General features: G+C 56.4%; 27 protein-coding genes and 1 tRNA gene. 7 read left to right on the top strand and 21 right to left on the bottom strand.

Going from position 1 to position 26,449, the window contains the following annotated elements:
* Positions 1 to 96: 96 nt before the first annotated feature.
* Complete coding sequence (locus tag C1N60_RS17070) at positions 97 to 1,251, bottom strand: IS481 family transposase (RefSeq protein ID WP_082678720.1); 1,155 nt, start codon at positions 1,249 to 1,251, stop codon at positions 97 to 99.
* Positions 1,252 to 1,513: 262 nt separating this feature from the next.
* On the opposite strand from C1N60_RS17070, the gene mrdA reads away from it, so the two are divergent.
* Positions 1,514 to 3,403, top strand: coding sequence for a penicillin-binding protein 2 (gene mrdA / locus C1N60_RS17065; protein WP_394521138.1), 1,890 nt, complete (start codon positions 1,514 to 1,516; stop codon positions 3,401 to 3,403).
* On the opposite strand, the gene C1N60_RS17060 is transcribed toward mrdA, so the two are convergent.
* From C1N60_RS17060 to C1N60_RS17040, 5 genes are all read right to left on the bottom strand, one after another.
* Entirely contained in the window at positions 3,404 to 4,114 is a 711-nt protein-coding gene (locus tag C1N60_RS17060) for a GGDEF domain-containing protein (protein ID WP_394521137.1), read from the bottom strand.
* Positions 4,111 to 4,497 carry a DUF1987 domain-containing protein gene (locus tag C1N60_RS17055; RefSeq protein WP_278707850.1) on the bottom strand — a complete coding sequence of 129 codons (387 nt, stop codon included), beginning with the start codon at positions 4,495 to 4,497 and terminating at the stop codon, positions 4,111 to 4,113. Before C1N60_RS17055 ends, C1N60_RS17060 begins: the two co-directional genes overlap by 4 nt.
* A gap of 6 nt (positions 4,498 to 4,503) precedes the next feature.
* On the bottom strand, positions 4,504 to 5,055 hold the full coding sequence (locus tag C1N60_RS17050; protein ID WP_394521136.1) for a SiaB family protein kinase: 552 nt from the start codon (positions 5,053 to 5,055) through the stop codon (positions 4,504 to 4,506).
* Between the two features lie 10 nt (positions 5,056 to 5,065).
* A complete protein-coding gene (locus tag C1N60_RS17045; RefSeq protein WP_262256433.1) occupies positions 5,066 to 6,289 on the bottom strand; it encodes a SpoIIE family protein phosphatase in 1,224 nt (407 codons plus the stop codon).
* Positions 6,290 to 6,382: 93 nt separating this feature from the next.
* The gene (locus tag C1N60_RS17040) at positions 6,383 to 7,708 is read right to left on the bottom strand and encodes a methyl-accepting chemotaxis protein (protein ID WP_058759546.1); all 1,326 of its coding nucleotides are present in this window, start codon (positions 7,706 to 7,708) and stop codon (positions 6,383 to 6,385) included.
* A 193-nt stretch (positions 7,709 to 7,901) separates the two neighbouring features.
* On the opposite strand from C1N60_RS17040, the gene C1N60_RS17035 reads away from it, so the two are divergent.
* The 5 genes from C1N60_RS17035 to C1N60_RS17015 all read left to right on the top strand — a co-directional run bounded on the left by C1N60_RS17035 (position 7,902) and on the right by C1N60_RS17015 (position 11,579).
* Positions 7,902 to 7,977: transfer RNA gene (locus C1N60_RS17035), tRNA-Phe, on the top strand.
* Between the two features lie 504 nt (positions 7,978 to 8,481).
* Entirely contained in the window at positions 8,482 to 9,201 is a 720-nt protein-coding gene (locus tag C1N60_RS17030) for a hypothetical protein (protein ID WP_394521135.1), read from the top strand.
* A 14-nt stretch (positions 9,202 to 9,215) separates the two neighbouring features.
* The gene (locus tag C1N60_RS17025) at positions 9,216 to 9,635 is read left to right on the top strand and encodes a hypothetical protein (RefSeq protein ID WP_159377333.1); all 420 of its coding nucleotides are present in this window, start codon (positions 9,216 to 9,218) and stop codon (positions 9,633 to 9,635) included.
* 584 nt (positions 9,636 to 10,219) lie between these two features.
* On the top strand, positions 10,220 to 10,933 hold the full coding sequence (locus C1N60_RS17020) for a hypothetical protein (protein WP_394521134.1): 714 nt from the start codon (positions 10,220 to 10,222) through the stop codon (positions 10,931 to 10,933).
* The gene (locus C1N60_RS17015; protein WP_394521133.1) at positions 10,926 to 11,579 is read left to right on the top strand and encodes an RES family NAD+ phosphorylase; all 654 of its coding nucleotides are present in this window, start codon (positions 10,926 to 10,928) and stop codon (positions 11,577 to 11,579) included. The genes C1N60_RS17020 and C1N60_RS17015 overlap by 8 nt, the downstream gene beginning before the upstream one ends.
* A gap of 169 nt (positions 11,580 to 11,748) precedes the next feature.
* Here the strand turns inward: C1N60_RS17015 and C1N60_RS17010 are convergent, their stop codons facing one another.
* The 14 genes from C1N60_RS17010 to C1N60_RS16945 all read right to left on the bottom strand — a co-directional run bounded on the left by C1N60_RS17010 (position 11,749) and on the right by C1N60_RS16945 (position 24,114).
* Positions 11,749 to 12,078: a DMT family transporter gene (locus C1N60_RS17010; protein ID WP_127833635.1), complete on the bottom strand. Its 330-nt coding sequence runs from the start codon at positions 12,076 to 12,078 to the stop codon at positions 11,749 to 11,751.
* A 17-nt stretch (positions 12,079 to 12,095) separates the two neighbouring features.
* Positions 12,096 to 12,509, bottom strand: coding sequence for a DMT family transporter (locus C1N60_RS17005; protein ID WP_394521132.1), 414 nt, complete (start codon positions 12,507 to 12,509; stop codon positions 12,096 to 12,098).
* Between the two features lie 3 nt (positions 12,510 to 12,512).
* Positions 12,513 to 13,214: a hypothetical protein gene (locus tag C1N60_RS17000; RefSeq protein ID WP_394521131.1), complete on the bottom strand. Its 702-nt coding sequence runs from the start codon at positions 13,212 to 13,214 to the stop codon at positions 12,513 to 12,515.
* Between the two features lie 12 nt (positions 13,215 to 13,226).
* On the bottom strand, positions 13,227 to 13,847 hold the full coding sequence (locus C1N60_RS16995; RefSeq protein WP_394521130.1) for a phosphate propanoyltransferase: 621 nt from the start codon (positions 13,845 to 13,847) through the stop codon (positions 13,227 to 13,229).
* A complete protein-coding gene (locus C1N60_RS16990) occupies positions 13,844 to 14,281 on the bottom strand; it encodes a BMC domain-containing protein (protein WP_394521129.1) in 438 nt (145 codons plus the stop codon). Before C1N60_RS16990 ends, C1N60_RS16995 begins: the two co-directional genes overlap by 4 nt.
* A gap of 12 nt (positions 14,282 to 14,293) precedes the next feature.
* Complete coding sequence (gene cutD / locus C1N60_RS16985; protein ID WP_394521128.1) at positions 14,294 to 15,241, bottom strand: choline TMA-lyase-activating enzyme; 948 nt, start codon at positions 15,239 to 15,241, stop codon at positions 14,294 to 14,296.
* A gap of 54 nt (positions 15,242 to 15,295) precedes the next feature.
* The gene (cutC, locus tag C1N60_RS16980) at positions 15,296 to 18,682 is read right to left on the bottom strand and encodes a choline trimethylamine-lyase (protein WP_394521127.1); all 3,387 of its coding nucleotides are present in this window, start codon (positions 18,680 to 18,682) and stop codon (positions 15,296 to 15,298) included.
* A 25-nt stretch (positions 18,683 to 18,707) separates the two neighbouring features.
* Positions 18,708 to 19,862, bottom strand: a complete 1,155-nt coding sequence (locus C1N60_RS16975) for a 1-propanol dehydrogenase PduQ (protein WP_394521126.1) — start codon at positions 19,860 to 19,862, stop codon at positions 18,708 to 18,710.
* Positions 19,863 to 19,876: 14 nt separating this feature from the next.
* Complete coding sequence (locus C1N60_RS16970) at positions 19,877 to 20,134, bottom strand: EutN/CcmL family microcompartment protein (RefSeq protein ID WP_127833643.1); 258 nt, start codon at positions 20,132 to 20,134, stop codon at positions 19,877 to 19,879.
* A 23-nt stretch (positions 20,135 to 20,157) separates the two neighbouring features.
* Entirely contained in the window at positions 20,158 to 21,747 is a 1,590-nt protein-coding gene (locus tag C1N60_RS16965; protein ID WP_394521125.1) for an acetaldehyde dehydrogenase (acetylating), read from the bottom strand.
* A gap of 53 nt (positions 21,748 to 21,800) precedes the next feature.
* Positions 21,801 to 22,079 (bottom strand): BMC domain-containing protein, encoded by a 279-nt coding sequence (locus tag C1N60_RS16960; protein WP_034933889.1) that lies wholly within the window; start codon positions 22,077 to 22,079, stop codon positions 21,801 to 21,803.
* 14 nt (positions 22,080 to 22,093) lie between these two features.
* Positions 22,094 to 22,378 (bottom strand): BMC domain-containing protein, encoded by a 285-nt coding sequence (locus C1N60_RS16955; RefSeq protein WP_041143877.1) that lies wholly within the window; start codon positions 22,376 to 22,378, stop codon positions 22,094 to 22,096.
* A gap of 438 nt (positions 22,379 to 22,816) precedes the next feature.
* Positions 22,817 to 23,317: a FidL-like protein gene (locus tag C1N60_RS16950; protein WP_348879961.1), complete on the bottom strand. Its 501-nt coding sequence runs from the start codon at positions 23,315 to 23,317 to the stop codon at positions 22,817 to 22,819.
* Positions 23,314 to 24,114 (bottom strand): winged helix-turn-helix domain-containing protein, encoded by an 801-nt coding sequence (locus C1N60_RS16945; protein ID WP_394521124.1) that lies wholly within the window; start codon positions 24,112 to 24,114, stop codon positions 23,314 to 23,316. The genes C1N60_RS16950 and C1N60_RS16945 overlap by 4 nt, the downstream gene beginning before the upstream one ends.
* Positions 24,115 to 24,143: 29 nt before the next feature.
* On the opposite strand from C1N60_RS16945, the gene C1N60_RS16940 reads away from it, so the two are divergent.
* On the top strand, positions 24,144 to 24,362 hold the full coding sequence (locus tag C1N60_RS16940) for a hypothetical protein (RefSeq protein WP_348879964.1): 219 nt from the start codon (positions 24,144 to 24,146) through the stop codon (positions 24,360 to 24,362).
* A gap of 27 nt (positions 24,363 to 24,389) precedes the next feature.
* Here C1N60_RS16940 and C1N60_RS16935 read toward each other — a convergent pair whose 3' ends face one another.
* Positions 24,390 to 26,447 (bottom strand): 2Fe-2S iron-sulfur cluster-binding protein, encoded by a 2,058-nt coding sequence (locus tag C1N60_RS16935; protein WP_394521123.1) that lies wholly within the window; start codon positions 26,445 to 26,447, stop codon positions 24,390 to 24,392.
* Positions 26,448 to 26,449 lie beyond the last annotated feature (2 nt).

Genomic DNA, 26,449 nt, shown 5'->3' with positions numbered 1-26,449 from the left:
TCCTCGGTTTTCCTTCGCCCTCACCCTAACCCTCTCCCGCGCGTGTACGGTCCGGGGACATGGCAGACAGGTGTTCGGGGACATAGTGAACACTTTTTAACATCCTTTACCCATGGTGATCGACTTTTTCTTCAGGTCGATCACCCCCACTTTTGTGCTGTACCACCACACCTCGTAATAACCGTCTTCCCCCGTCTCCTTCAGCCCGACACGCTCTCCCCTGAACGCCTTGCCCGCCTTCAGGCTGAGCCCTTTTACGCTCAGCTTCCCGCTGATATCCACCTTCCTGACCATCACGCCCTCGTCGTATTCCGGTGGCGCTACGCGGGCGCTGTACTGCCGCGATGAGGGCTGATAGCGCGACGCCGGCACCGCCATCTCCAGCGCCTCATGCGGGCGCTCGAGGTTGTAGACCGTCCGCCAGTGGTCGAAGGCGCGCTGCAGCTCACCGCTGTCCACGAACCACTTCCCCTGCAGCACTTCCGCCTTCAGGCTGCGGTGAAAGCGCTCCAGCTTCCCCTGCGTCTGCGGATGATACGGCCGCGAGTGCCCCACCCGGATGCCGTGGCGCATCAGCCACAGCTCCACTGCCGTCCAGGTGCCGGTGGTGTCGCCCCACGGCGAGCCGTTGTCCATCGTCATCCGGTCCGGCAGGCCGTAGCGCTCAAAGACGCTGACCAGCTGCTCCTGTACCGTCTCACGCCGTTCGTCAGCGCAGTGCACCAGGCACAGCGAGAACCGGGAGTGGTCGTCCAGCAGGGTGAGCGGGTGGCAGCGGCCGCCGCCAAAGGGAAAGTGGCCCTTGAAATCCATCTGCCAGAGCCGGTTCGGGGCCGCATGCTCAAACCGGCCGGTGGCCGGGACGCCCGGCGCTGCGCCCGGCAACAGGCCGTGGCGGGCCATCAGGTTGTGGACGGTGCTGAAGGCCGGCATGCGGTGCCCGCAGTCTTCGAGCCAGCGCTTAATCTTGCGGGCCCCCCAGTGCTGATGAAGCTCATGCGCCATACGCAGCAGGTCAGTGATGTCGTCAGGTGAGCGGTTGGGTGAGTGACAGGGCGCGCGGGAGCGGTCCTGAAGGCCGGACGGTCCTTCCTCCTCCCAGCGGCGAAGCCACTTGTAGCCGGTGGCGGGAGATATGCCGTAGCGGCGGCACAGCTCGCGGATGTTCGCCCCGTCTTGCGAGGCGAGCAGAACAAACTCAGTACGTAATGACATGGTATCTCTCGCATCCCAGGGCATAAGCGACTCCATAAACGGGTTCTTATGCCTTAGTTGTAGGTGTCTACCATGTCCCCGAACAAGTGTTCACGATGTCCCCGGACTGTACACGCGCGGGAGAGGGGACCGATCGGGCAACGTTTATTAGCCGGTCAACGCCCTGTCCCGCATTCCTGACGTAGCCGCTCCACCGTAAACATCTGACACACTTTTACCCAGGCTTGTGCATCTTCCTGCTGGCTCTGCGGCGATCTCTCCCTATCATTAGCGTGATAATGAAGAGACTAAGCCCCTGATGAATTTCCGCAATTTCGAAGCCGAAGAGAAACTGTTTGTGCGCCGCGCGCTGGTGGCGTTTGCCCTGGTTGTTATCTGCTTCACCATTCTTGGCATCAACCTGTATCGCTTACAGGTGGAGCAGCACAGCTATTACCAGACACGTTCCAACGAGAACGACATCAAAATGATCCCCATCGCGCCGACGCGCGGGCTGATCTTCGATCGCAACGGCATCCCGCTGGTGCGCAACGTTACCTGGTACGACATCCTCGTCACGCCCTACAAAATCGACAACATGCAGGCGACGCTGAAGGCGCTGACGCCTATCGTCGATCTGACACCGGATGATATCGAAACCTTTGAGCACGAACTTAAGCAGAGCAGCCGCTATAAACCGGTGGAGCTGAAAGCCGAGCTCACCGACGAGGAGGTGGCGCGCTTCTCGGTCAATCAGTTCCGCTTCACCGGCGTCACCATTGATACCTATCAGGATCGGGAATACCCGTACGGCGCCGATCTGGCGCACGTGGTCGGCTACGTGTCGAAGATAAACGATAACGATTACAAGCGGCTCAATGCCGAGGGCGTCGGGGAGAATTACGCCGCCGACCACAACATCGGTAAGCAGGGCATTGAGGGCTACTACGAATCTCTGCTGCACGGCAAAACCGGCTATCAGGAAGTGGAAGTGGATAACCACGGCCGCATCGTGCGCGTGCTGAAAGAGGTGCCGCCGGTAGCAGGCAAAAACATCTGGCTGACGCTGGATCTGCATCTGCAGCAGTATGTGGAGAGCCAGCTGGCCGGGCAGCGTGCGGCGGTGCTGATTGAGGATCCGCACGATGGCGGCGTGCTGGCGATGGTTTCCAGCCCAAGCTACGATCCCAACCCGTTCGTGAAGGGCATCAGCTACAAAGCCTATAAAACGCTGCTGCAGGATAAAAACCTGCCGCTGATCAATCGCGTCACCCAGGGGCTGTATCCACCGGCATCAACGGTAAAACCCTACATGGCGATGTCGGCGCTGCTGAGCAAAGTGATTACGCCGGGCACCACCTTCTTTGGCGCGCCTACCTGGACGCTGCCGGGCACCGATCGCAAATACCGCGACTGGAAAAAGTCCGGCCACGGCATGCTCGACGTCACCAAAGCGATTGAAGAGTCCGCCGATACCTTCTTCTATCAGGTGGCGTTCATGATGGGCATCGACCGCATCCACAGCATGCTCAGCCAGTTCGGCTACGGCAAACCTACCGGTATCGATTTGAATGAAGAGTACGCCGGGCTGCTGCCAAGCCGCGAATGGAAGCAGAAAGTGCATAAACACGTGTGGTATCAGGGCGATACGGTGTCGGTGGGCATCGGCCAGGGCTACTGGATTGCCACGCCGATTCAGATGGTGAAAGCCATGGTGGCGCTGATCAATAACGGCCGGGTGATTAATCCGCACCTGCTGGCCAAAGCACAGCGCGGCACCTGGCAGCAGGTTTACCAGCCGACCGCGCCCCAGCCGCAGATTGGCGATGCGAAATCACCGTACTGGTCGCTGGTGCGCCACGCCATGTTTGGTATGGCTAACGCGCCTAACGGCACCGGTTATAAATATTTCCATACCGCGCCGTACGGCATCGCCGCCAAGTCCGGTACGTCGCAGGTGTTTAGCCTGAAGCAGAACCAGACTTACAACGCGAAGATGATCCCGGTGCGCCTGCGCGACCACATTTTCTATACCGCCTTTGCGCCGTTTAACAACCCGCAGGTGGCGGTGGCGCTGATTCTGGAAAACGGCGGTAACGAAGGCATTACGGCCGCGCCGGTGATGCGCAATATCCTCGACCACATCTTCCTGCCGCCGCCGGATAGCAGCGTGCCGATGCAGACGGCCAGCACCGCGCAGGCGCGCTGATCAGCGGAAAAATACCCGGTTGCGGCCGTGGTGTTTGGCATCGTAGAGCGCAGCATCGGCATTGCTGTACAGCGTGTCGAAATCGGAGCCCGGCTTACCGTAGCTCACGCCGAGGCTGGCGGTCACCAGTTGCTGCGGCAGCACCGCCAGCGGCGAGGCGTTAAGCGAGGCGTGGATCGCACCGGCGACAATCACCGCGTCGGACAGACGATAGTGCGGCAGCAGCACGGTAAACTCTTCGCCGCCGATGCGGCCAATGCTGGCGCCGGCCGGGCAGTGCGCCTGAATGCGCGTCACCAGCCCGCAAATCACATTATCGCCCATCGGATGGCCGTATTCGTCATTGATCTTCTTGAAGTGGTCGATATCCAGAATGATCAGCGCCGCCGGGCCGCTCTCCAGCGTCTGGCTGATGCGCTGAATAATCGCGCCGCGATTCCACACCGCCGTCAGCGGATCGTGGCTGGCTTTGTACTCCAGCTCCTGCGCCAGCTGATTTAACTGCTCATTCACGCGGTTCAGCTCGCGCTCCGCGCGATCGCTGCGGGAGATCAGCCGCCAGGTTTCGCGCATCAGGCGCTGATAGTGGCGATTCAGGTGCAGCAGCGCCTCGCGGTAATCCTGCGCGCTCAGCGTGTTTTGCGCCGCCACATGCTGTGAGCGATTCAGCACCTCGCTCTCTTCACGGAACAGCTCGTTGAGGTCCATCATGACGCCAGTTCCGCCTGCAGATTAACCTGCAGATCGGTAAAATCCAGCGCCAGTTCCTGACCAAACTCTTCCGCGATGTCATCTTCCGCATCAAACAGCCAGTTCAGCGTGACGCGCTGACCGCGCTGCGCCAGCTGGTTGAACTGATCGAACAGGCTGAACAGCATTTTGGTGCTGGAGCTGTTGAAGTAGCGCAGCGCGATAGTCACGACCACCGCGTCGTTGTCGGTGGGTTGCCACTGCTCAAGGGCATCCAGCAGTGGGCGATAAAACGCCGCCGCGTTCTCCGGCCACGACTCGCCGCGCAGCGCAAACTGGCGGGTGGCAAAATCAAAACTCACTTCGGGCGTGCTCTCAGTGGCAGCGATAATCAGGTTTTGCATACAACCTCAATCCTGGTGAATGGTGGCTTTAAGCCAAAACGTGGCGTAGCCGCTGGCGGGCATCGGACGCAGTTCATACTCCAGCGGTTCACTGACATCACGGGCAAGCGTCAGCAAACCGATATTGGCCCCTTTGCTGGTGGCGGGGCTCTCGGTGCGCAGACCGACACGGTAGGCCTGCTTAATTTCGTCGTTACTCATGGTACGCAGCAGATCGAGCCAGTCGCGCAGCTGCTCGCAGGCGGCCTGTTCGACCTGATTACTGCTCTCCAGCACATAGCTATCGCCGTCCACGTGCAGCGTTACGGTGCCAAAGCGAAAGTGCTGTTCGGCGTGGCTCAGGGTACGGCTGTCCTGCGAATAGCGCAGGATGTTCTGCACAATCTCGACAAAGCTGGAGAACAGCCGGCGGCGCACTTTCAGCGGGGCCTGCTGGTTTTCCAGAAACACTTTGATCACTTCACCCATCGCGGTGATGTTCTGCGGCGAAAAGAAGCCGGTATAGTGCAGCGCAACGCTGTCGGGCGGCAGGTGCGTGCCGGTGGAAGCTGGATGCATAAGAAGCTCGTTAATAACGCAGGCCAAACCAGGTGACGTCATCGCGTCGCGGCTGGTTGCCCTGCCAGTGAAGAAATGCCTGCGCAAACGCCATGGAGAGCTCGGCCATCGGCAGGGTTTTATGTTGTGCAATGACCGTCTGAATCCGCTTTCTACCGAACATGATCTGCCGCGCGCCGCCGGGTTGATCGGTCACGCCGTCGCTCATCACCAGCAGCACATCGCCGGGCTGCAGCCTGCGCTGCTGCTGCGGCCAGCAATAGTCGTGCGGCGTATCGGTGTAGCCAACGCCGACGCGATCGGCCTGCAGCGTGGCTGCTTCACCCTGAACCGGCTGCAGCACCGCGTGCATGCGCGCGCTGGCCCAGCTCAGTTGATGGCTGGCCGTCTCCAGCCGCAGCGCAATCGCATCGCAGCCGTCGTTGGACAGCGAAGTCTGCTGCGAGGCGTTAAGCTGGCCCAGGGTTTGTTTGATGTGGCGGTTAAGCGCCTGCAGCAGGGCAGACGGCGTACGATGGTTGTGCTGCAGCGCACGCTCCAGCGCCGCATGCAGAATCACCGTCATAAACGCGCCGGGAATGCCGTGACCGGTGCAGTCGGCAATCAGCGCCAGCCAGCCGTGCTCGTCGCGGTGAAAGGCGTAATAGTCGCCGCCCACGCCATCGCGCGGCTGCCAGTGCAGGCACCAGTCGCTTAGTTGCTGCGCCATCTGCTGCCGCGAGCGGTCCAGCATCGCGTCCTGAATCACCCGCGCGTAATCGATGCTCTGTAAAATTTGCTGATGCTGCTGCGCCTGCAAATCGGAGACGGTACGAATCAGGTCGATACCCAGACCGATGCCAATATAGCGGCCCTGTTCAGTCACGATAAAGCCATCGGTTACTGATTTATCCCCGCTGGCGACCACCTGCTGCGCGACCCGATCGAGTTCGGTTTCGGCATCGATCACCAGCGGTTGTTTGTCCATAAAGGCGATACAGCTTTTACGATCGTACAGCTCGCGGAAGAACGGGCGCGTCATTTGCGACAGAAAGATGTGGCGGTTAATCATGCCGAACGGCGTGCCGTTTTCCACCACCGGCAGGCCAATCAAATCTTTGTGTTCGCTAAACAGCGCCATTACCGCCGTGTTGTCCATCGCTGGCGTGACGAACGGCACCGCAATACACAGCGAACGCGCGCGGGCACGACCCGTCAGGGCGCTAAGCCCGGTGCGGAAATCAGGCTGCTGCATGAGAAAGAGTCTGGCGTTGATTAGGAATAATCTTAGGTTACGGCACGGCGATGACACTTTTATGTCACCGCCGGCCAGCGCTCGCTGCTGCGCTTACTGCGGGGCTTTTAGTGTATCGGCGACGTGGCTGATGGCGCGCACCACCTCACTGGAGCTGCCGCGAATTTCGGCAATCACGCCGCCCGCCTGCTGCGCGAGCACTACGCCCTGATCGGCACGTTTCAGGTTCGACGCGATGCCTTTCTGCGCCTTATCCGCCAGCAGATGGTTATGCCTCACCCGATTCTCGATTTCGCTGGTGGCGCGATTGATGTTTGCCGCGAGGGTGCGCACTTCACTGGCGACCACCGCAAAGCTGCGGCCGTGCTGACCGGCGCGCGCGGCTTCCACTGCCGCATTGAGTGCCAGCAGATTGGTTTGGTCGGCAATGCGGCGGATGCTCTCCACGATGGCGCCGATGCGATCGGAAGAGTCGCTCAGATCATTGATATCACCAGAAATACCGTGCAGTTCGCTGGCCAGCGCATTGATATTCTGCACGCTGTTTTCAATGACCGCCGCTCCCTGTTGCGTACTTTCACTGGTATGCAGCGCGGTTTGCCATGCCTGCTGCGCTGCTTCGCGCTCCAGCTGGTTTTTTTCCACCTGCGCGGTAACGTCGGTGGCGAACTTCACCACTTTGTACAGCTCGCCGGCGCTGTTAAACACCGGATTATAGGTGGCGCGCAGCCAGACGGTGTTGCCCTGCTTATTGACGCGCTCGAACTGGCCGGAGATATATTCACCCTGATTGAGCTTGTGCCAGAAGCGGCGATAGGCCTCGCTGGTGCGCATTTCGGGCGGACAGAACAGGCTGTGATGGCGACCGATGATCTCATCAGCGCGATAGCCCATGGTATTGAAGAAATTATCGTTGGCCATCAGCACTTCACCTTTGAGGTTGAAGGCAATCACCGCCATCGAGCGCTCAATGGCGGTGGTCATGGCGCGCTGCTCCTGCGCATCCATGATGCGCGCGGTGATATCACTCGCCAGCTTAACGATTTTAATCACCCGGCCGTGACGATCCTGCACCGGTACGTAGTTGGCTTCCAGCCAGATCGGACGGCTGTGCTTCGCCACGCGCAAAAACTTATCGCTGAAGCCTTCGCCGCGATTCAGACGCTGCCAGAACTCGCGATACTGCGGTGACTGCACCATATCCGGCGTGCAGAACAGGCTGTGATGCTGGCCGACAATTTCTGCCAGCGTGTAGCCCATGCGCTCCAGAAACAGCGCGTTGGCGGTGAGGATGTGACCATCAGGCGTAAACTCAACCATAGCGATGGCCTCCTGCAGCGAACTGAGCGTTGCGCTGCTGTGACTGCGTTTCTGCCACGCGAGACGCGACAGGATTCCCGATGTAATCGTGCTGAACATGGTGGACCTTATTATGGTTATGGGATGTCAGCACGGTTATCGGCGTGGGTGGCTAAAAATTCACCACTAAATAACCCGGTTGCCCAGGTTTTTACCATCGGGTCCGGCGGTTGCTGCAAAAGGCAGCAGTCAGCTGATTTTTACCGAAAAGCGTTTGACGGTACGGCGCGAGTAAGGTTTAATGCGCCCCGTTGCCCGGATAGCTCAGTCGGTAGAGCAGGGGATTGAAAATCCCCGTGTCCGTGGTTCGATTCCGCGTCCGGGCACCACTCACATCAAGGCACTGGTCAGAAACACATTTCTGACGGGTGTCTGAAAGAAGGTGGCGTTCCAGCAACGGTGAGTGCAGAGTAAATGCATCATCCTGGTTTTAAGCCAACCTTCTGAAAGGGTATCAGTTAGCGCTGATACCCTTTTTTTATTGGCGTTGATTGATGTTCGCCTTCATTCATCCATAATTCTTTCCAGCTGCTGCGATCATTTAAAATATCGTCCATCATCTTCTGCCGTATTTATTTAACTTCGCGGTGAAAGCCTGCTCGTCAGCGATTCAGATAACGAATAACCAGAAAATTACCAGAAACTGTTAGTGAATTCCCTAAAAGACAGGACAACGGCGAGTTCAGCAACTTGATAGGGGAACAGGTAACTTATGGCTAATGATGAACTGAAAAACCGGCCTCATGCATAAGTTGCAAAGCTAATTCATTGAGAAAAATTAGTTATAAGTATAATTCGGCTCTTGACTTCATTAAATAATTCGCGATTCTTGTATGCGGGAATTTGATTTATGGAAGAATGGAGAAGGTGTGATGGATATACGGATGCTGGATCCCGATGAGCCGGGGTACTTTTTCAACTTCAGGAACCTCCTGCCTCATAATGAGTATTATGCTGTAAAACCTCAGTTCATGCCTCCACATGGTGCGCGTCCAATTGTGGATGATGCTACAGGGCTGTGTATTGGTTACACGGTCGCGCAGGCTCCCGGACTGTGGCAGGTTTATGATGCGGATGGGCGTTTTACCACGCTTGAAGAAGCCCCGTTGCAACCCCCGCTCATTGATCCGCTAGATATTGCGCTGATTGCATTTGGTGTTTTTCGCCTGTTAAGCAGTGGTCGGGCGGTGCTGGATGTCGCTGCAGGTAAAAGCATAAGCAGTGTGTTAAGCGAAGCAACGCTGAATATGCTGCGGGGTCGCCTGAAGGTTGGCCTGTCCGTGCGAAATCTTAAATTTACGCGTACCACGGCCGCGCATATGGCCGAATCAGGCAGATATATTCCGGTCAATATACTGGAAAAAGCTATCCGCTATGGTTCACGAAGCCCTGATGCTCAAAAAATGCCCGGCATGTTTTTATATCGTATAAAAATGACCCGTCTGAAAAAGATCGTGGAGCATGATAAAATCAGGTATGTCCACAAAGAGTACACGTTACATGTTGTGGTCAGGGAACGGGACTGGACAATTTCACACTTCCATGTCGACTGAGTGGCGGGGCAGAAATGTTTGAGATCAAAAATGAAGATACGTTATTTCGCTTCTCATTTATCGAAAGAATTGAGGAGCCTGAAGATCGCAGGCTGGATTTGATCATGTGCTGGCTGGAAATTGCTGGTTGCAGTATAAAACTGCAATGTCAGTGCGAACTGACGATTTTCGACCTTGAAAGCCTGAAGGAAATGTTATCGGAGTTTTATGCATCCCTGTATAAAAATGGACGGCCTAAGCCGGTAAATTTCGCACCAAGAATGAAAGCGTTCACCTGCGAATTCAATGCTGTCGAGGGAAGTGATTTAATCGGTTTCAACTTCACTGCGACTCCCGCTATATATGATAGCTGGCAACTGACCGGCGGGATCGCTATTGATCAATCCTATTTCCCTGCGTTGATAAAGGGAATCGAATCGATTCTGACCAACTGAGCGCGGTTTAAATGCCGCCCTGCAGTCCGGCGTTTAATTGCAGACCCAGATAATGTCAGTTGCACCCCAGCATCCCTGGATTCACTTTGCGCCGGCACCGTACAGCAAATCAGCACTCCGCTCTGCGCCAGCGCGAGTGGTTCTGGCGCATTAACTTGCTTAAGCGGGAACGCGATGCTGTTGCGCCCAGTTACGGAGTTTCTGATCGCTGCGATGAAGGTTTACCTTCATAAAGCATAGATAACTTCGCCGCGCTGACTGGTAAGTGCAAAGAATCCCAGCAGCAAACTGATCCCGTAGCAGATAGCGGATTGCCCACTCAATTTTAAATACTTTCATCAGCTTATAATGCTTCGCTCGGCTTGACATACTTTGTCAATTGAGAGATACCTTGCATGCATTCAACCCTGTTTCATGTATGCGGAGTAGATTTAATCTACTGTAATATAGGAATAATTTAGAAATCGGTGATAATCACAACCCTTCCCTCGCTGCCAGAAATCCCAACCAACAATCGATAGCCTGAGGCCGGTATTTTGTCTATATTGTAGATATGAGGTATATGCCGAAATCAGGAGTCAGCTATGGTCAGTGCGGTTAAATCGACTGAATTTGAAGTGATTGCGGTGCCTTCTGGCAATGTTTCTTACTCGAAGAGCAGCGACGGGCAGGCCGACATCACTATCTCCATTCCGGCTTTCAGCGGCGCGCAGGAAGAGCTTTATTATGTCCTGAAGCGTCCAGCTTACATCGACGAGGTCGCATTTCAGGTCGCGCTGGAGGCTGCCTTTCGTGCGGTAGCGGGGCTGGAAAAGCTCACGGCTAAAAAACGGGACGAAAATCTTTCAACTGCAAAGATGAAAAGCGCAGTCAGAAGCAAACCGGCAAGCAGTTCTAACACGGCACGACTTGAGAAGCTGAAGCAAACCATTCTTGATGATGCTGAATGGTTGCCTGCTCAGGAAGTCTCTCGTCGCAGCGGCTCTGCCGAGGATATCAAAAATCCCAGCGGTCTACCGAACCGCTGGAAGCGGGCCGATAAAATATTTGCCATTACTTCTGAAGGCAAAGATCTTTATCCTGCTTATGCACTGGACGTAGGCGGGCAACCGTTGCCGCAGTTGAAGAAAATTATTCAGCTGTTTGGTGAAACAAAAACCCCCTGGTCACTGGCGCTCTGGTTTGGTTCACCGAATAGCTGGCTGGGAAATCAAAAACCGAAAGATCTTCTCGCCTCTGCGCCTGAACGGGTGCTGGAAGCGGCCGCGCGGGCAAAAGAGGGACCGGTACATGGATGAGAAAATAAAAACGCCAGCGGTGAATGACGATCTTACGGCCAGAATGGTGATCTGGCCGAAAGGCAAAACATTTGAGCGGATCCACGCTTCACAATTTGGCGCGGCTGAGTTTAATCCCGGAAAAGGGCAAAGCAGATTTAGTCCGATCACCGATAACACCGGAAAAACCATTCCAACGTTATATGGTGGTGAGAATTTGTCAGTTGCACTGATGGAAACCGTTTTGCATGACCTGCCTGTGCCATGTGCGGATACACCTGTTGAACTGACGGTACTGGATAAGCTTGCCCGCAGCCAGCTCTCTCCAAAAAAAGAAATTCGGCTGGTCGATCTCAATCCACGCTTTATGAAGAAGCATGGCATTTCACAAAGTGAATTACTGGGCTCCGCTGCCAATCATTATGCTGAAACACGTAAGTGGGCAGAAAAGGTCCATGAGGATAATCCAGACGCTCAGGGCATTCAGTGGGCATCGAAACAACATGGCGATAAAGCCATGATGCTTTATGGCGATCGTATCGGCACCGATGATTTTGATCTCACCATCAATGCCGAACCGGCATCTGCATCGTCAGATGTTAATCATGAACTGGAAACGCTGGCCGACGAAATGGCTCTGGTGCTAATCCCGAAAAATCTGACGTAACGGTACGTTCATGTTATGACTGGCTAAATAAGAAAAGCGATGCCCCGACAAACCAACCTGACGGGAACCTACATTCTGAAAACCCAGCCTTTATGGCTGGGTTTTTGCTTTTGCGATTCCGAAAAACGGCTCTCTTATCCGGCAGCTATATCCCGATAGTCTCTCGTCTCTACATGTTGGAGAAGACGTTCATGATCACGCCGCCGGTAATAATCAGCACCATGGCCAGTATCGCCGGCAGATCGGGTTTTTGTTTGTATAGGATCATTGAGCAAATTGTGACGCCAACGATGCCAAAGCCACACCACAGCGAATAGGCGACGCCAACGGGAATCGTACTCATCGCGCGGGTTAAGGCGAAATAGCAAAGCGCATAAGCGCAGATCACCAGTACCGAAGGCATCAGTTTGCTAAAGCCGTTGGTCTTTTTGATCATCGATGTACCGGTGATTTCGGAGCCAATGGACAGCGCCAGCCATAAAAATCCCAGATTAAACATATGCCGTTCCTTCTCTGTTAGTGAGTGACTTTCTTGTCCATAGCGTGAGCGACAGGGGCCACAGGCGTGACGTCGCTCTCTTCGCTGCCCATTTTGGAAAACAGGTTCATGATCACGATGCCGCTGGCAATAATCACCATGCCGATGATGGCGGCGATGTCCGGATGTTGTCCGTAAAACGCTATGCCCAGACTGGAAACCACCAGAATACCGGTACCGGACCAGGTCGCGTAAGCCAGGCCGACAGGGATATCTTTGACCGCCCGGGATAGCGAGTAGTAGCAGGTGGCATACAGCAGCACCAGCAGTCCGAGCAGCAGCATTTTGCTAACACCTTCGCTGCTGCCAAACATTTTCAGGGTGGATGTGGCTGAGGTCTCGGAAATGATGACTAACAGCATCCAAAGCCAACATTTTGTTTTGGAAGACATACGTTAAACTCCTGGTTTGATAGTTGAGGTAAGGTTCTTATTTGTTTTCTTTAAAAAATCGCTGGCAGCATCGGTGAACTGTGCCGTGGGTGCTAAGGCCAGTTGTGGGTGATTCATGACATCTGCGACTGTGAGATAGCGCCGTAAAGTGCTCGCCGGCTGGGCGTCGACCTGGTGATTCCCGTTCAGCCTCTCCAGCATTTCATTCATGGTGCACAGCGTGACGCCACAGTCGGCCAGACGGGCAAGCGTGGCCTGCATGTGACCGGCATAGGCAGTGCCAGCTTTTGCGCCCAGTAGCTGGCTGAGCTCACTCGCTGGATCGCAGTGATAGCGCAACGCCAGCACCGGCAGGCCGCTTAACAGCGCATTGTGTACGCATCGGTTCAGCGGGCTATACAGCGTGCCATTCACCAGATCCGCCGCCTGCGCATAGTCAAGAAACGGCAGCAGCAGCGCACGATAAGGCGCTAACTGCAGCGCATCCTGCCATCTGTGCGCTGGCACTATTTCGCCAAGCTCCTGCCACTGTCGGGCATCGTCTGATGCTTCAGCTAAAGCGAGATGCAGACGATGTCCGCCTGCAGCCAGACGGCGGCGAATGGCATCCCGATAGCCTGTGGCTGCGGTGACCATCACCAGGACTGGCGGTTGCAGGTGCTGCATAACGCGTTCAGCGAGGCCGGCGATCTGTTCATCGGTCATGGTGAACCTCCGCTAACCGATGAGCGTGACCTGCGCGCCGTTCTTTAACCCGGCAGCGTTGGCCTCTTCGGTGTCGATATGCAGTTCGAGCGCGAAATCGTCACGCACCCGCACCACGACTTCATCGAAAGTCAGCTGACGCTCACCCGGACTGCGCACGCTGACCTTCTGGCCATGCGTGACGTTGAACTGACGGGCATCCTCAGGCGACATGTGAATATGCCGCCAGGCGCAAATCACCTGAGAGTGCAGCTCAATATGGCCTGCCGGGCCGATCAGCAACGCACTACCGCTGTTTTCCAGCTGGCCGGATTCGCGCACTGGCGCTTTGATACCGAGGGTAAAGCAGTCGGCGCGAGAGATTTCCAGCTGTGAAACTGCACGAGCTGGACCAAGCACACGCACATTGCTTAATGAACCTTTGGGGCCGACCACGGTGATGCACTCCTGGGCGGCAAACTGTCCGGGCTGACGCAGCGGTTTGAACGGCGTCAGGGCATAGCTTTTGCCAAACAGCGTTTCGACATCCTGCCGGGACAGATGGACGTGGCGGTTGGAGATACCGACCGGGATGGCCGGCGCATTTTGACGCAGGCGGGTGGCAATTTTGGCGTGTAACAGGGTGTCAATCATGCCTTTCTCCCTCTTTTCCCGGCGGCGCTTTTCTCTTCCGTCAGAACTTGTTCTGACTGCATTCCCTGTGGTGTCGCGATTGTATCGGTGTCACTGCTGACTGGCTGAAAGGCAACGCTGGCGGCTGGCGCACTGACGTTATCTTCGCTGCAGGGCGTCCGGCCTTTCAGCGTGCTTAACGCCATCACCACGCTGGGTTCCGGGCGCGCGATGATCAGGGCGTTGACCGGCAGGCCGAGCGCGCTGGCGGCGGCAACACCGCGATCGATAGCGCTGTGAATCGCGCTGATCTCTCCAGCAAAACAGACGCTCACCAGCCCGCTGCCCACCTTGCGGTAGCCGGTGCAGCTCACGCCGGCACTTTTACAGGCGGCATCCACTGCCTGAATCGCGGCCACCCATCCTTGTGTTTCAATTACGCCTAAGCTTTTCATTGCTGGCTCCTGTTAATGGCGCACTAAGCGAATATCAAAATCAAACTGCGAGAAAAAAGCTTCCAGCTGATCTAACTCATCTGCGGAATATGTGGGGTCACGGGTAATGGGATAGGGCATATCAAGCCGCTCATATTTTTTCCGTCCCAGCTGGTGGTAGGGCAGCATATCGATGCGGCGGATATTGCCGCGCCGGGCCAGTTTCTGTACGTAAGCAATCGCTCCGGTAATGGCATCGAACGAATCGTTATAGCCCCGGACCAGCGGCATGCGAATGATGACTTCGGCACCGGAATCCACCAGCCACTCCAGATTGCGGCGAATACCTTCATTACCTATGCCAAATAACGCTTTATGCTGTTCGCTGTTGATTTGCTTAATATCAAATAAGAACGTATCGGTCACCGGAGCCAGCTTTTGATAATTCTCCAGTGAAGTCGTGCCCTGGGTTTCAACGGCGGTATTCAGCATCATCTTTTTGCATTCACGAAATAGGGCGACGGCAAAATCCGTTTGCAGGCTCATTTCCCCGCCGCCGATAGTGACACCGCCACCGGACGAGAGATAAAAATCATAATCCTGCATAATAATTTCCATCAGTTCATTGACGGTGACATCTCTGCCCATAATATCCAGCGCATTACGGGTGCAAATGGCTTCGCATTTGCGACATCCGATGCATGCTTTATTGCGGTCAACGAAATGTTTTAATTCGCCATTTTCCTCCGCCCGATAATGAACGCCCGCTGGACAGACGTTGACGCAGTCGCCACAGTTAATACATTTATCCTGCGAGAACATCACCTGAAACTGACTGTTAAGCCCTTCCAGGTTAGCGCACCACGGGCAACGAATATTACAGCCTTTAAAAAAAATCAGCGTGCGAATACCTTCACCGTCATAGATCGAATATTTCTGAATATTGAAGATTCGTCCGGTTAGTTGTTGTGTTGCAATCACACTGTCCTCCAGAGAATAAGGTGAACATCCTTGTTCCAGCACATCCTGGCATTATCAGAATTTTTCAATTACGGTACGGCTGATAATTTCGTCCTGTACTTCTTTACACAGTTCGACGAAATAAGCGCTATAGCCCGCGACGCGGACAATCAGATCGCGGTATTTTTCGGGTTCCTGCTGGGCTTTTTTCAGCACTTCATTATCGATGTAGCTGAACTGCATCTGACCGTTACCCAGAATTGACGCGGTGCGCAGTAGCGTAATCAGGCCATGGCGGCCTTCCGGCGTGTCGAGCAGCCCCTTAAGGAACTTGAAGTTGTGCACCATGCCGATGTTCATGGTCTCCACGTTCATTTTACTGACTGACTTGATGATGGCCGTTGGGCCTTGCTTGTCTGCGCCCTGGGTTGGGCTGATCCCGTCCGAGAGCGGCATCCACGCCAGGCGGCCGTTTGGTGTGGCATTTGTCAGCTCGCCAATCGGGGTATTATTGGAGATCGACAGGGTGCCGTGGCTGAGTCTGGAGTAGAGCATGCTGTACTTTTGGCACTCGCGCTCGGTCCACTCAGTAATGTCCAGCGCGTACTGGTCAACATAGTTATCATCGTTGCCGTACTTGGGCGCGTTCAGGCAGTCACGGCGCATGCCCTCATAGCCTGCGAAATTGGCCAGCAGCGCGTCACGCATCTGCTCAAGCGTGTACTTTTTATCTTCGTATACCAGCTTACGTATCGCAGCCAGCGAGTCGACGTAGGTTGCCAGCCCGGAAAAAATCAGTCCTGGCCCGTGATTGATCATCGCGCCACCGGCAGCGACATCTTTGCCGCTCTCCATGCAGCCTTCCACCAGCAAAGACATCAGCGGCTTCGGTGCCACATCGCGGTGGACGCGCTGGCTAATCACGGTGCCAATCGCTGACAGCCGGACAATATGTGCAATCTGCTTTTTCACCGCTGCGTCGAACTCGTCGAAGGTACGCAAATCGCGCAGGTCACCGGTATCCAGCCCCTGATAGCTATCGAACAGCACCATGCGGCCGCGGTTGAGCACAAACTCGATGGCGATCGGCCATTGCGTATAGCCGGTGGAGGTCCACTGGTAGATACGACCTGATTTCTGTGGCTCGACACAGCCCATCAGGCAGTAGTCGCGCGCATCTTCAAAACTGAAGCCTTTGCGCAGCATCATCTTGATGTGTGAGTCATCGAAGTGACAGGCCGGGAAGCCCATGCCGGCTTTCACCACATCAACGATTTTCTCCATGTATTTTTGCGGTGACTGGTTGTGGATACGGCACGCCAGCGACGGTTGGTAAACCTTCACAAAGCGCACGGCATCCATGATCAGATAGGTCAGGTCATTACAGGCATCGCCGCCGGATCGTTTCTGACCACCCACCGTCAGATTGATAAACGGCTGATAACCGGCAAAGTATTTCGCTCCCAACTCGCTGGACATCCACATCAGTTCGGCGCATTTGATAATGAACGCCTGCATCATCTCCAGCGCGCTGTCGTGAGTCAGGCGCCCTTCGCGGATATCGGCTTCAAACATCGGGTAGCAGTACTGATCAACACGACCCAGTGACAGACCCGTCTGGTTCTCTTCAATTTCGAACAGCGACTCAACCGTCCAGATACTTTGCAGTGCTTCCTGCAGCGTTTTCGGAGGATTGGCGGGCACATTCTGATTCACCTCGGCGATGGTCAGCAGTTCAGCACGACGCTGGGCATTCTGCTCTTTAGCGGCCAGTTCGCGGGCGTGATGAGCAATGCGCTGTGCGTAATTCATTACCCCTTCACAGGTTTCAATCGCGGCTTTGTAGTAGTAGATGCGGTCGATATCCTCCGGATTTTCCATGCTCAACTGGTCGAGATGCGCCAGCGCATCCGCTTTAATACCGTTCATTCCTTTGGTGAACAGCAGTACGTCGTAGCCTGGACAGGTGTCGCCGCCGCCGTTGATCTGGTGGTAGGAGAGGTCACTGACAAAGGTTTCTCCGCTGAATGCCCATACGCCAGCTTCGCGATACTGGGCTTCGCAAATCTCATCCAGCGAACGGCCTTGCCAGAACGGCACGATCTCTTCGCGGATCACGCGCTTATCCTCTTCGCTGATCTCGAAGGGATCCTGCGGACGGGTACTCATGGTATCGAGTTCATCACGCACCCAGCGCCAGGCAATATCCGGTGAAAAGGCGCCGGCACGCGGCTTACCGCACGGATGGCCGACAATTAACTCATCATCCTGAATCAAAATCGGCGCAGTTTCGCAGGCGTGACGAAAGGCTTTGGCACGCAGCAGGATGGTGGGCATACCCGGATTGGCTTTCACGACTTCAGTAAAGGCCAGCGCGCGGTAAATAGAGACGCTCGGACGCACGGTGAGGTAATGATTACGCAAGCGCTGCAGGCGTGGGGTCAGTCCCTCTGTTGTGACTGTTTCGCTGGTCGCAACAAACGGTGCGGTGGCAGAACTCTGCGTTCCCCGGAACAGACGTACCGGCAGGTTGAGCGCACTGAGGTTGTGCTGAGCACTGAGGAACAGGTCAGAGAGTTCGTTGGTGTGTGCCTGGTCGAGGTTCGCGCCATGCAGCAGGGCATCGAACATCGGATAACCGTCGAGGTTACAGGGCGTATGCACTTCACTCAGTTGCGCCAGTTTGAACCACAGACACTCAACGATTTCATAAGCCTGCTGAACGGTCAGCGTGCCGCTGGCGATATCCCGCTGATAGTAGGGCAATAGCGCTTTGTCCGCCCCTTCCGGATTGACCGCATAACTGCCGTTGTCCAGATGCAATGCCAGCTGGAACAGATAGAAGGCCTGGCAGGCTTCTTTAAAATTACGCGCCGGCTGTGCCGGAACCTGGCGCAAAATAGCCGCGCTCGCCTGCATTTCCTGCTGACGATGGACATTGCCTTCCGCTGCGGCGAGCTGAGCTGCGTTATCCGCCAGTTTCTGTGCCAGCGTGAGCAGGGCGTCGCAGGCATAAATCGCCGCACGGCAGCCGTTTACTTCATCCATGCCGCTGCGGCTGACCGCGCTGCCCAGCATGCGACTTTTTTCTTCAAACTGGTGTTTAATTGCCAGCACGCCTTTGTCGATCACCAGCCTGTAATCAGGTGAATCGAGATTGCTATTCAGATTTAAAAACTGGAACGCGGACGGACGCTGAGTCGTGCTTACATCGTGAAAGATCGCCCCGTGCGGTTTACGCGTCTGGTTGCCGACAATCAGTTCGTCAGCGCTGATGGACAGCGGCAGCTGGCGCATCAGCTCATAAACGCGGCGTGCCGGTTTGACGGCGGCGGGAACACCAGCGATATCGTCTTCAAGCGCGTTCAGTGCGCTGGCATGTTCAGTGCACAGCATACTGGCCTGTGCGTGGAAACGTTCTGCCAGCACGCTGACGCGCGGCGTTAAACTGTAATGTGCCATGGGGAAGGTTCTCCAAATCTTGTTATCAGGAATTCTGCAGGGCATTACCGCTCCACGCCCGGCGATAAATTTCGGTTAAGGCCTGAGCTTCCGGCGTGCGCGGGTTCGCTGGCGTGCAACTGTCGCGCAGTGCCTGATCGACCATCTCCGGCAGTCGTCGTGTAAAATCCACCGCGTCGATGCCGAGATCGCGGATGCCCTCCGGCATCGCCATCTCCTCTTTTAATGCCTGGATGGCGATTAGCAGGCTGGCCACGCCCTCGCGCGTGGTAGTCGCAGGCAGCGCCAGCAGACGGGCTAATCGGGCGTATTTACCGGCAGCCGGGCTATCGCAAAGGCCGTGATAATCCGCGTTCCAGGCCACCACTTCCGCCATCAGCAGGGCATTGGCGCGACCATGAGGCACGTGGAACACGCCGCCGAGCGCATGAGCCAGGCTATGAGTGATTCCGAGCGAAGCGTTAGTGAAGGCCATTCCCGCCATACACGAGGCGTTGTGCAGCTTTTCCCGCGCCAGCAGGTCGTGACCGTTACGCCAGCAGGTGGGCAGGTAGCTAAATACCTGCTGCACCACTTTCTCTGCCAGCGCATCGGAAAAATCACTGGCGTTGCAGGAAACATAGGCTTCCAGCGCGTGGCACAGCACATCCATACCGGTGTCTGCGGTGATAGCCGGCGGCACCGAGACCACCAGCGTCGGGTCAAGAATGGCGATATCCGGCAGCAGCGAGGCATCGACCAGCACCAGCTTTTCAGCGTGCGCCTTCACCACGGAAAACGCGGTGACCTCCGAGCCCGTCCCGCTGGTGGTCGGGATCGCCACAAAGCAAGGTGGCTGGCGCTGCGTATCCGGGCGGGTTTGCGCCAGGGCGAAAATTACCGCTTTGGCCGCATCGATTACCGAACCGCCGCCCAGCGCGATCACCAGATCCGGGTAGCTGCGGTCCATCAGTTTCATGCCGCGCACCACCGTGGCGATATCCGGATCGGCGATCACGTCATCCCAGATCTGAAAGGTGAGACCGCGGGCCTGCAGGATCCGGGTGACGCGATCCGCAAGGCCAAGCCGGAGCATCGCCTGGTCGGTGACCAGCAGAACCTGGCGGGCGGGTAGCTGGTTCAGGATGGACAGCGCATCCTGACCAAAGCGAATCCGGGGTTTTAGCAAAAATTCACTCATGGGTGGGTTACTCCTCAGCGATCCCGCATTACGCTCTCGACAATGGCAATGACCGACATCGCCTTGTAGCGCTCTTTGCTCAGTGCCAGGTATGCTTCAGCCAGCACGATGTCGTGCATTCCGGCACCAACACTGTCGACGGCAACCCAGGTCTGATTTTTCATCGGCTGCTGGTCATCATCTAATTTGGTGATCAGCAGCAGATTGCTGCCGCGGAGCTCATCGCACTTCTGTGTGGCGACGACATGTCCAGTCACCTTTGCGAGAATCATGTTTTCCGCCTTATATCAGTCAGTTACTTACCCAGGCGCTGCAGCACCTGACGGATGACGCGTTCCACGTTTTGCTCGTTGATGTCACGCTCTCCGCCTGTGGCAGGGGCAAAGCGGTCATCGGCGCTGGCACTTTCAACGGCGGGGGTTGCGGCATTGAAGCGCACATCCTCGAGGATGCTGCGGTTCAGATGAGGCTCGGGAGCGACGCTGTCGGGCTGAGGTGCTGACTGGCTGGCCGGGATACGCAGTTCGTCAATCGTGCGCACGCCATAGCCGACCTTGCGGATATTCAGCAGGTTCATCGGCCCAACGTTGTCAGAGCTGGAGCCGCCACCTTGCGCACCGCAACCAAGCGTCAGCGCCGGCGCGATATTGGTCGTGGCACCGATGCCACCCAGCGCTGCCGGGGTGTTAATCAGAATGCGGTTAACCGGTTTTTCGAGGCAGAACTGACGAATGACGTCCTGATTGCTGGTGTGGATCACCAGCGTGTGGCCAAGACCTTCGTTGGTGAGTAGCTCAACAACGCGATGGCAGGCGGCTTTCCAGTCCTCTTCGACATACAGACCGAGCACCGGGCACAGTTTTTCCCGCGAGTAGGGGTTTTGTGGGGAAACGGTGCTCTGCCGGGCAATCAGCACCCGGGTGCTGGCCGGGACGCTAAAGCCGGCCATCTGGCTCAGAGACAGCGCGGTTTTACCCACCGTTTTCGGATTGATAGTGCCGTTCGGACGCAGCAGCAGGCCCGCCATTTTCTCCGCTTCGCTTTCATTCATGAAATAGGCGCCCTGAATTTCCAGTTCGCGTTGTACTTCGTCATAAATGCAGCGTTCGACGATAATTGACTGCTCAGATGCGCAGATCACGCCGTTATCGAAGGTTTTGCTGGTGATAATGTCCTGCACCGCGCGCGGGATATTGGCGCTGCGCTCGATAAATGCCGGACCGTTACCCGGCCCGCCGCTGATGGTTGGCGTGCCGGATGCATAGGCTGCGCGCACCATCGCTTCACCTCCGGTCGCGAGAATCAGGGAAACGTCTTTGCTGTGCATCAGCTCTGACGTGGCGTCGAGCGTCAGCTGATGAATCGCATCGACACAGCCCGGTGGTGCACCCGCCGCTTCAGCGGCGCGCTTCACGATCTCAATCGCTTTCCAGCTACACTGGCGCGCACCCGGATGTGGCGAGAAGATAATGGCGTTACCTGCTTTTAGCGCGATCAGCGTTTTGTAGATAACCGTTGAAGTCGGATTGGTCGAGGGCACCAGCGCACAAATCACCCCCAGCGGCACGCCCACGTCCATCACTTTTTGTACCGGATCGTCATGAATGATGCCGACGGTCTTCATATCTTTGATCGCGTCGTAAACGCGTAGCGAGGCGAAACGGTTCTTCAGCACCTTGTCCTGCCAGTTGCCAAAACCGGTTTCTTCTGCCGCCATTTTGGCCAGTACTTCGGCATGTTGCGCCGCTTCTCCGGCCACGCGCTTCACGATGGCGTCGATTTGCTGCTGCGAAAAGGTGGCCAGGAGCGCCTGCGCCTGTTTCGCTTTGCGTACCTGTTCCCGGGCGTGCTGCCGGGACTGCAAATCGTTGTCCAGTTCAATCATGCGTCTATCCTTCATCAGACTAAAAGAGTGGAGACGGGGCGCGCCCTGTCAGGTCATGCTTTATGCTTAGCCGCGATTTTTTCGATATCGTTATGAGGCCGGGCAATGACGCGTGAGGTGACGACCTCACCGATACGTTTCGCGGCTTCCACCCCGGAATCGACGGCGGCATTCACTGCACCGACGTCACCTTTCACCATGGCGGTGACGAGGCCGGAGCCGACATTTTCATAGCCGATCAGTTCGACGTTGGCGGCTTTGCACATCGCATCTGCCGCTTCAATGCAAGCCACCAACCCTTTGGTTTCAATCAGACCCAGTGCTTCTTTCATGCGTTTCTCTCCCGTTATTCCGCGACTTTGTAATGCGCGACGATTTTGTTGATGTCATTGTGTGGCCGGGCAATCACCAGTGAGGTCACCACTTCGCCGATGCGCTGTGCTGATTCCACCCCGGAATCCACCGCCGCTTTCACCGCGCCGACATCGCCTTTCACCATGGCGGTGACGAGACCCGAGCCGACGTTTTCATAGCCAATCAGCTCGACGTTGGCGGCTTTACACATTGCGTCCGCCGCTTCAATGCAGGCCACTAACCCTTTGGTTTCAATCAGACCTAATGCATCACCCATTTGCGTTCTCCTGGCCTTTTGGCCCTGTGTTTAATGACGATGTTGGGAAAGCCGTTTGCCGAAAGCGCGTTTACTCACAGCTGCGGCGTTCGGAAATCACTATAGGGATAAGGGAACTGAACGGAATTTAAATCCGCCTTTTCACGACATATAGGTTTTTACTCTGTTAATGGAGGGTATTTAGAGATCATTTAGTGGTTTTGTGCTATAAGGTGAGCATGGATTTACTGAAGCTAATGGCGATTTTTTCACCGTTTGCGGCGCGGCAGAGAGATGTTAAACAGTTGCTGATTTAATGCAGAGGGTGGGTAACAGCAGGTGTCGTTAAGTGTGGAGCAGATCGGGTTTGCGACAGATAGCTAAATACAAAAAGTGCGGTTTTTTGTGCAGAGTCAGCGCGGGGATAGAAGTGGCGATGCCGGCAGTCGGGCAGGAATGCTATTTCAGCGTGCAGACGTAGAGAGGAGAGTTAATCGAACTGAGCAGGATCGCCTGATCATTCAGCTTTTGGACGTTAAGGAACAGGCCATCGTGACTGTCCGACATCTCACGCATGAAGTAATCGAAGATGACGTCTGGCGATTCATCAATCGACGAGGCGCTGGATTCCCACTGGCTGATGCGATAGTGGCGCTCGCTGGCGGAGATGCGCTTACTGGTATAGCTAAATTTGACGTAGCGCTGCAGGTAGAGCCAGCCAGCGGCAGAGTCGGTGTAGCCTTCAACCACCAGGGATCCTGATCCATTAGCGGCAAAATTGAAATGTACGTTGCCGTTAATGTTCTCTTTTTCCATGTTCTCAAAGCGCTTAATCGCTTTGGTCGAACAGCGAAGCGCGGCAGTGTTTTTTGTCGGTAGCAGTTGCCCGGCAGCATAGCCGGCAGCAAGGATAACTACCAGGCTGGAAAGAGCAAAAAACGGGCGCGGCGCGAGTCTCATTGCGGCTTCCATGAATAATAAAAATAGTTATCGCAATAGCTGAAGGGATTGTCTCCATGCATCGCGCAGTGGGCGAGGAATACGCGGCCCAGACCGTTGGTTTGCAGTCGGTCGCCATAATAATAGAGGAAGCGTTCACCGGGTTTACATTGCAGCTTCAGGCGCTGGCGTACGGCATCAAAATTCTTCACATAGGCAGATTCGCTAACCGAGCGCAGCATGTCATCGCTGGCCAGTAGCTCACACTCGCTGTGGCTGATTTGCCGCAGGGAAAGCGGGCGGAGTCGGTTACTGCCTGAAAAACTGTACACGATCAGGAGCAGGGCGAGGGTGAGCAGACAGCTTGCGGCCAGATACCAGCAGGTTTCAGGTGACAGAACGTTTGCCTGCGCCGTTTCGCGCTGCACCGGAGCGCTGGCCTGCGGTTCAGGTACCGTTTCTGGTGCGGGCGTACATGCTGGCGGCGCGTCCAGCACATCGACGGTAATGTCGGGATTGAGCTGCAGCAGGCCGCGCGACAGGGTGACAATAATATTGTCGATGTCATAGTGGCGAAAGGTCTTTCGCAGCATGCTCAGATACTGGTTAAGATTGTTGATGGATGAGGTTAATCCATTGTCATCCCAGACTTTTTTTAAGACTTCCTCGCGACTGACCACTTCGCTATGACGCAGAAAAAACCACAGCAGCGCGCTGGCAGTAATCGACAGCTGACTGTCGGCTTCATGGCTTCCCGGTAAAGTTAATGTGCCGTCCGTTGCATCATAAATAAGACGGCCATTGATGTTGTAGCGCATCGCGGCCTCAATCTATAGGTTTTCCAGCCATGGCTGACAGAGAAGCACCGGAGCTGGTTATTATTATTGGTTTTCCTGTTGGTGCTGCGAATCATATCGACCAGATGGCATCACTATTTTTGATCGCTATCAAGCTGCGACGAGGCGTGCTGCAGCGGGATGGCGTTATTGCGCGAAGGCTCACAGTTCATTGCACGGTAAACAGGAACAGAACGTATCCTGCGTGCATCGCGCTGCTGGCGTGGTGAGTAACGCCAGCCGCCGCTTCATGCATGTCATAATGCCAGCTGAATATCCGTGGTTTCATCCTGCTGCGCCGGCACCGCGCAGCAGATCAGCACCTCATCCTGCGCCAGCGTGATGTCTGGCCGGATAGGGTAAGTCACCGCACCTTTCACCAGTTTTGTCTTACAACTGCCGCAATGTCCGGCGCGACAGCTGTAGGCCGGGCTCAGGCCGCGCGCTTCGGCCAGCTCCAGCAGCGTGCCGGACTGCGGCGTCCAGCGCGCTTCTTTCAGCGACTCTGTAAACACCACCGGCACCGCTTCGGTCGCCACTGGCGGCAGCGCGGCGGGCTCTGGCGCATCCTCCTGCTGACGCTGCAGCGACGACGGACCAAACGCTTCGGCGTGAATACGCGCGTCGGCAATATTCAGGCCGCGCAGTCCGTCATACATTGCCTGGGTAAATGACGGCGGACCGCACAGATAGAAATCGTAATCGTTGAACGGCAGCACCTGCGACAGCAGCGCCATATCGATGCGTCCGGCAACGTCGTAATCCACGCCCGCTTCGGCTTCGCCCGGCTGGCTGAGCACGCGCACCAGTTTCAACGCACCTTCACTGGCCGCCAGCAGCGCATCAAGCTCACGCGCAAACGGGCGTTCGGCGACGTTACGCGCCGACTGCAGCAAATACACCGGGCGCATCCGGCGTTTGCGTCGTCCTTCGTAAATCAGATGACGCAGCATCGCCAGCAGCGGCGTGATGCCGACGCCTGCCGCCAGCAGCACCGCTGGCCGCGTTTCGTGTGCATCAATAGTGAAATCACCGGCCGGTGCGCGCACCTCCAGCCGATCGTCGACGCGCAGGGCATCGTGCAGATACTGTGAGACGGCGCCTTCACGCTTCACGCTGATGCGGTAATAACCATCCGACGGTGCAACTGACAGCGTGTATTGCCGAATCAGCGGCTTAGCGCTGCCCGGCAGCGTCAGGCGGATTGGCAGATGCTGGCCCGCCAGATGCGGCAGCACGCCAGCGCCATCATCCGGCATAAGATGAAACGAGCGAATCTGCGCGCTCTCATCGACGATCTGCGTGATGCGGAATGGTCGCCACTGCGCCGCCAGCTGCTGTGCCTGCAGGCGTTCGCTGGCGGACGGCCAGTCGCCGGTCATCAGCGAGGCGGGCGATACGCCGTCTGGTTGATCGGTCCAGCGCAGGGCGAGGGCAGCGCGCCGGCGCACGATGCGGCGCGCGCTAAAGCGCCACAGGCGCTCGGCGCCCTGAAAGGCCGCGATTTCGGCGGAATCGGTTATCACCGTGGCATCGCCGCTCATTTGCAATACATCGCCGCTGGCGTAGTCGATAAACAGCAGCCCGGCCTTGCCGTTGAGCACGATATTGCCGAGGGTGGAGAAGAACAGGTTGCCGTTGAAGTCCGGAATGGTCAGCACATCATCGGCAGCGATGCGCACAAAACCGGCTTTGCCGCCGCGATGCGAAACGTCCACCTGACGGCGCGCCTGGTCGGCATAAGTGGTGACATAAAACGTGTCGGCTTGCCGGATGGCGGCGCGCGCGGCGTCATCCAGCGCGCTGAGCGTCTCAACTTCGCCCTGATAAGCCCTGCCGGGCGCATGGGCGAAGCGGAAATCGCGCAGCTGAATATAGCGCGGGCAGTTGCCGAAGCTCTGGTCAACCTGCACGCGCAGGCCGCCGCCAATTGCCGTCAGCACGCCGTTCATGCGGTTGCGCCGCCGCGTGTGCAGCTCGATGCCGAGCAGGCCCACCGGCGCGCCATCGGTCATCCCGCCGGCCGCCGGATCGCTGGCGTCAGAGCGGGCCGCGATATCCAGTGTGGTGGCGTTGGGCGAGAAGATAAAACCGGGCTGGCCTTCCAGCAGCGTGGCCCAGGCATCGCCCTGTGCATCAACGCTGCCGGCAACGATAAACGGCAGCTGCGCGTAAAAGTCACGATGCTGATCGGGCATGTAATCGCGAATCACGCGCTGCCCGACATCGGCCATACGTTCCGCCACCCCCGCCTGCTGCTGCAGCGCAATTTCACCGTCATGCCATACCGGCAGCGTAATCAGTTTCTCGCCCATGA

This window comes from Pantoea sp. SGAir0184, assembly GCF_043544755.1.
This window is presented reverse-complemented; position numbering and strand designations above follow the sequence as displayed.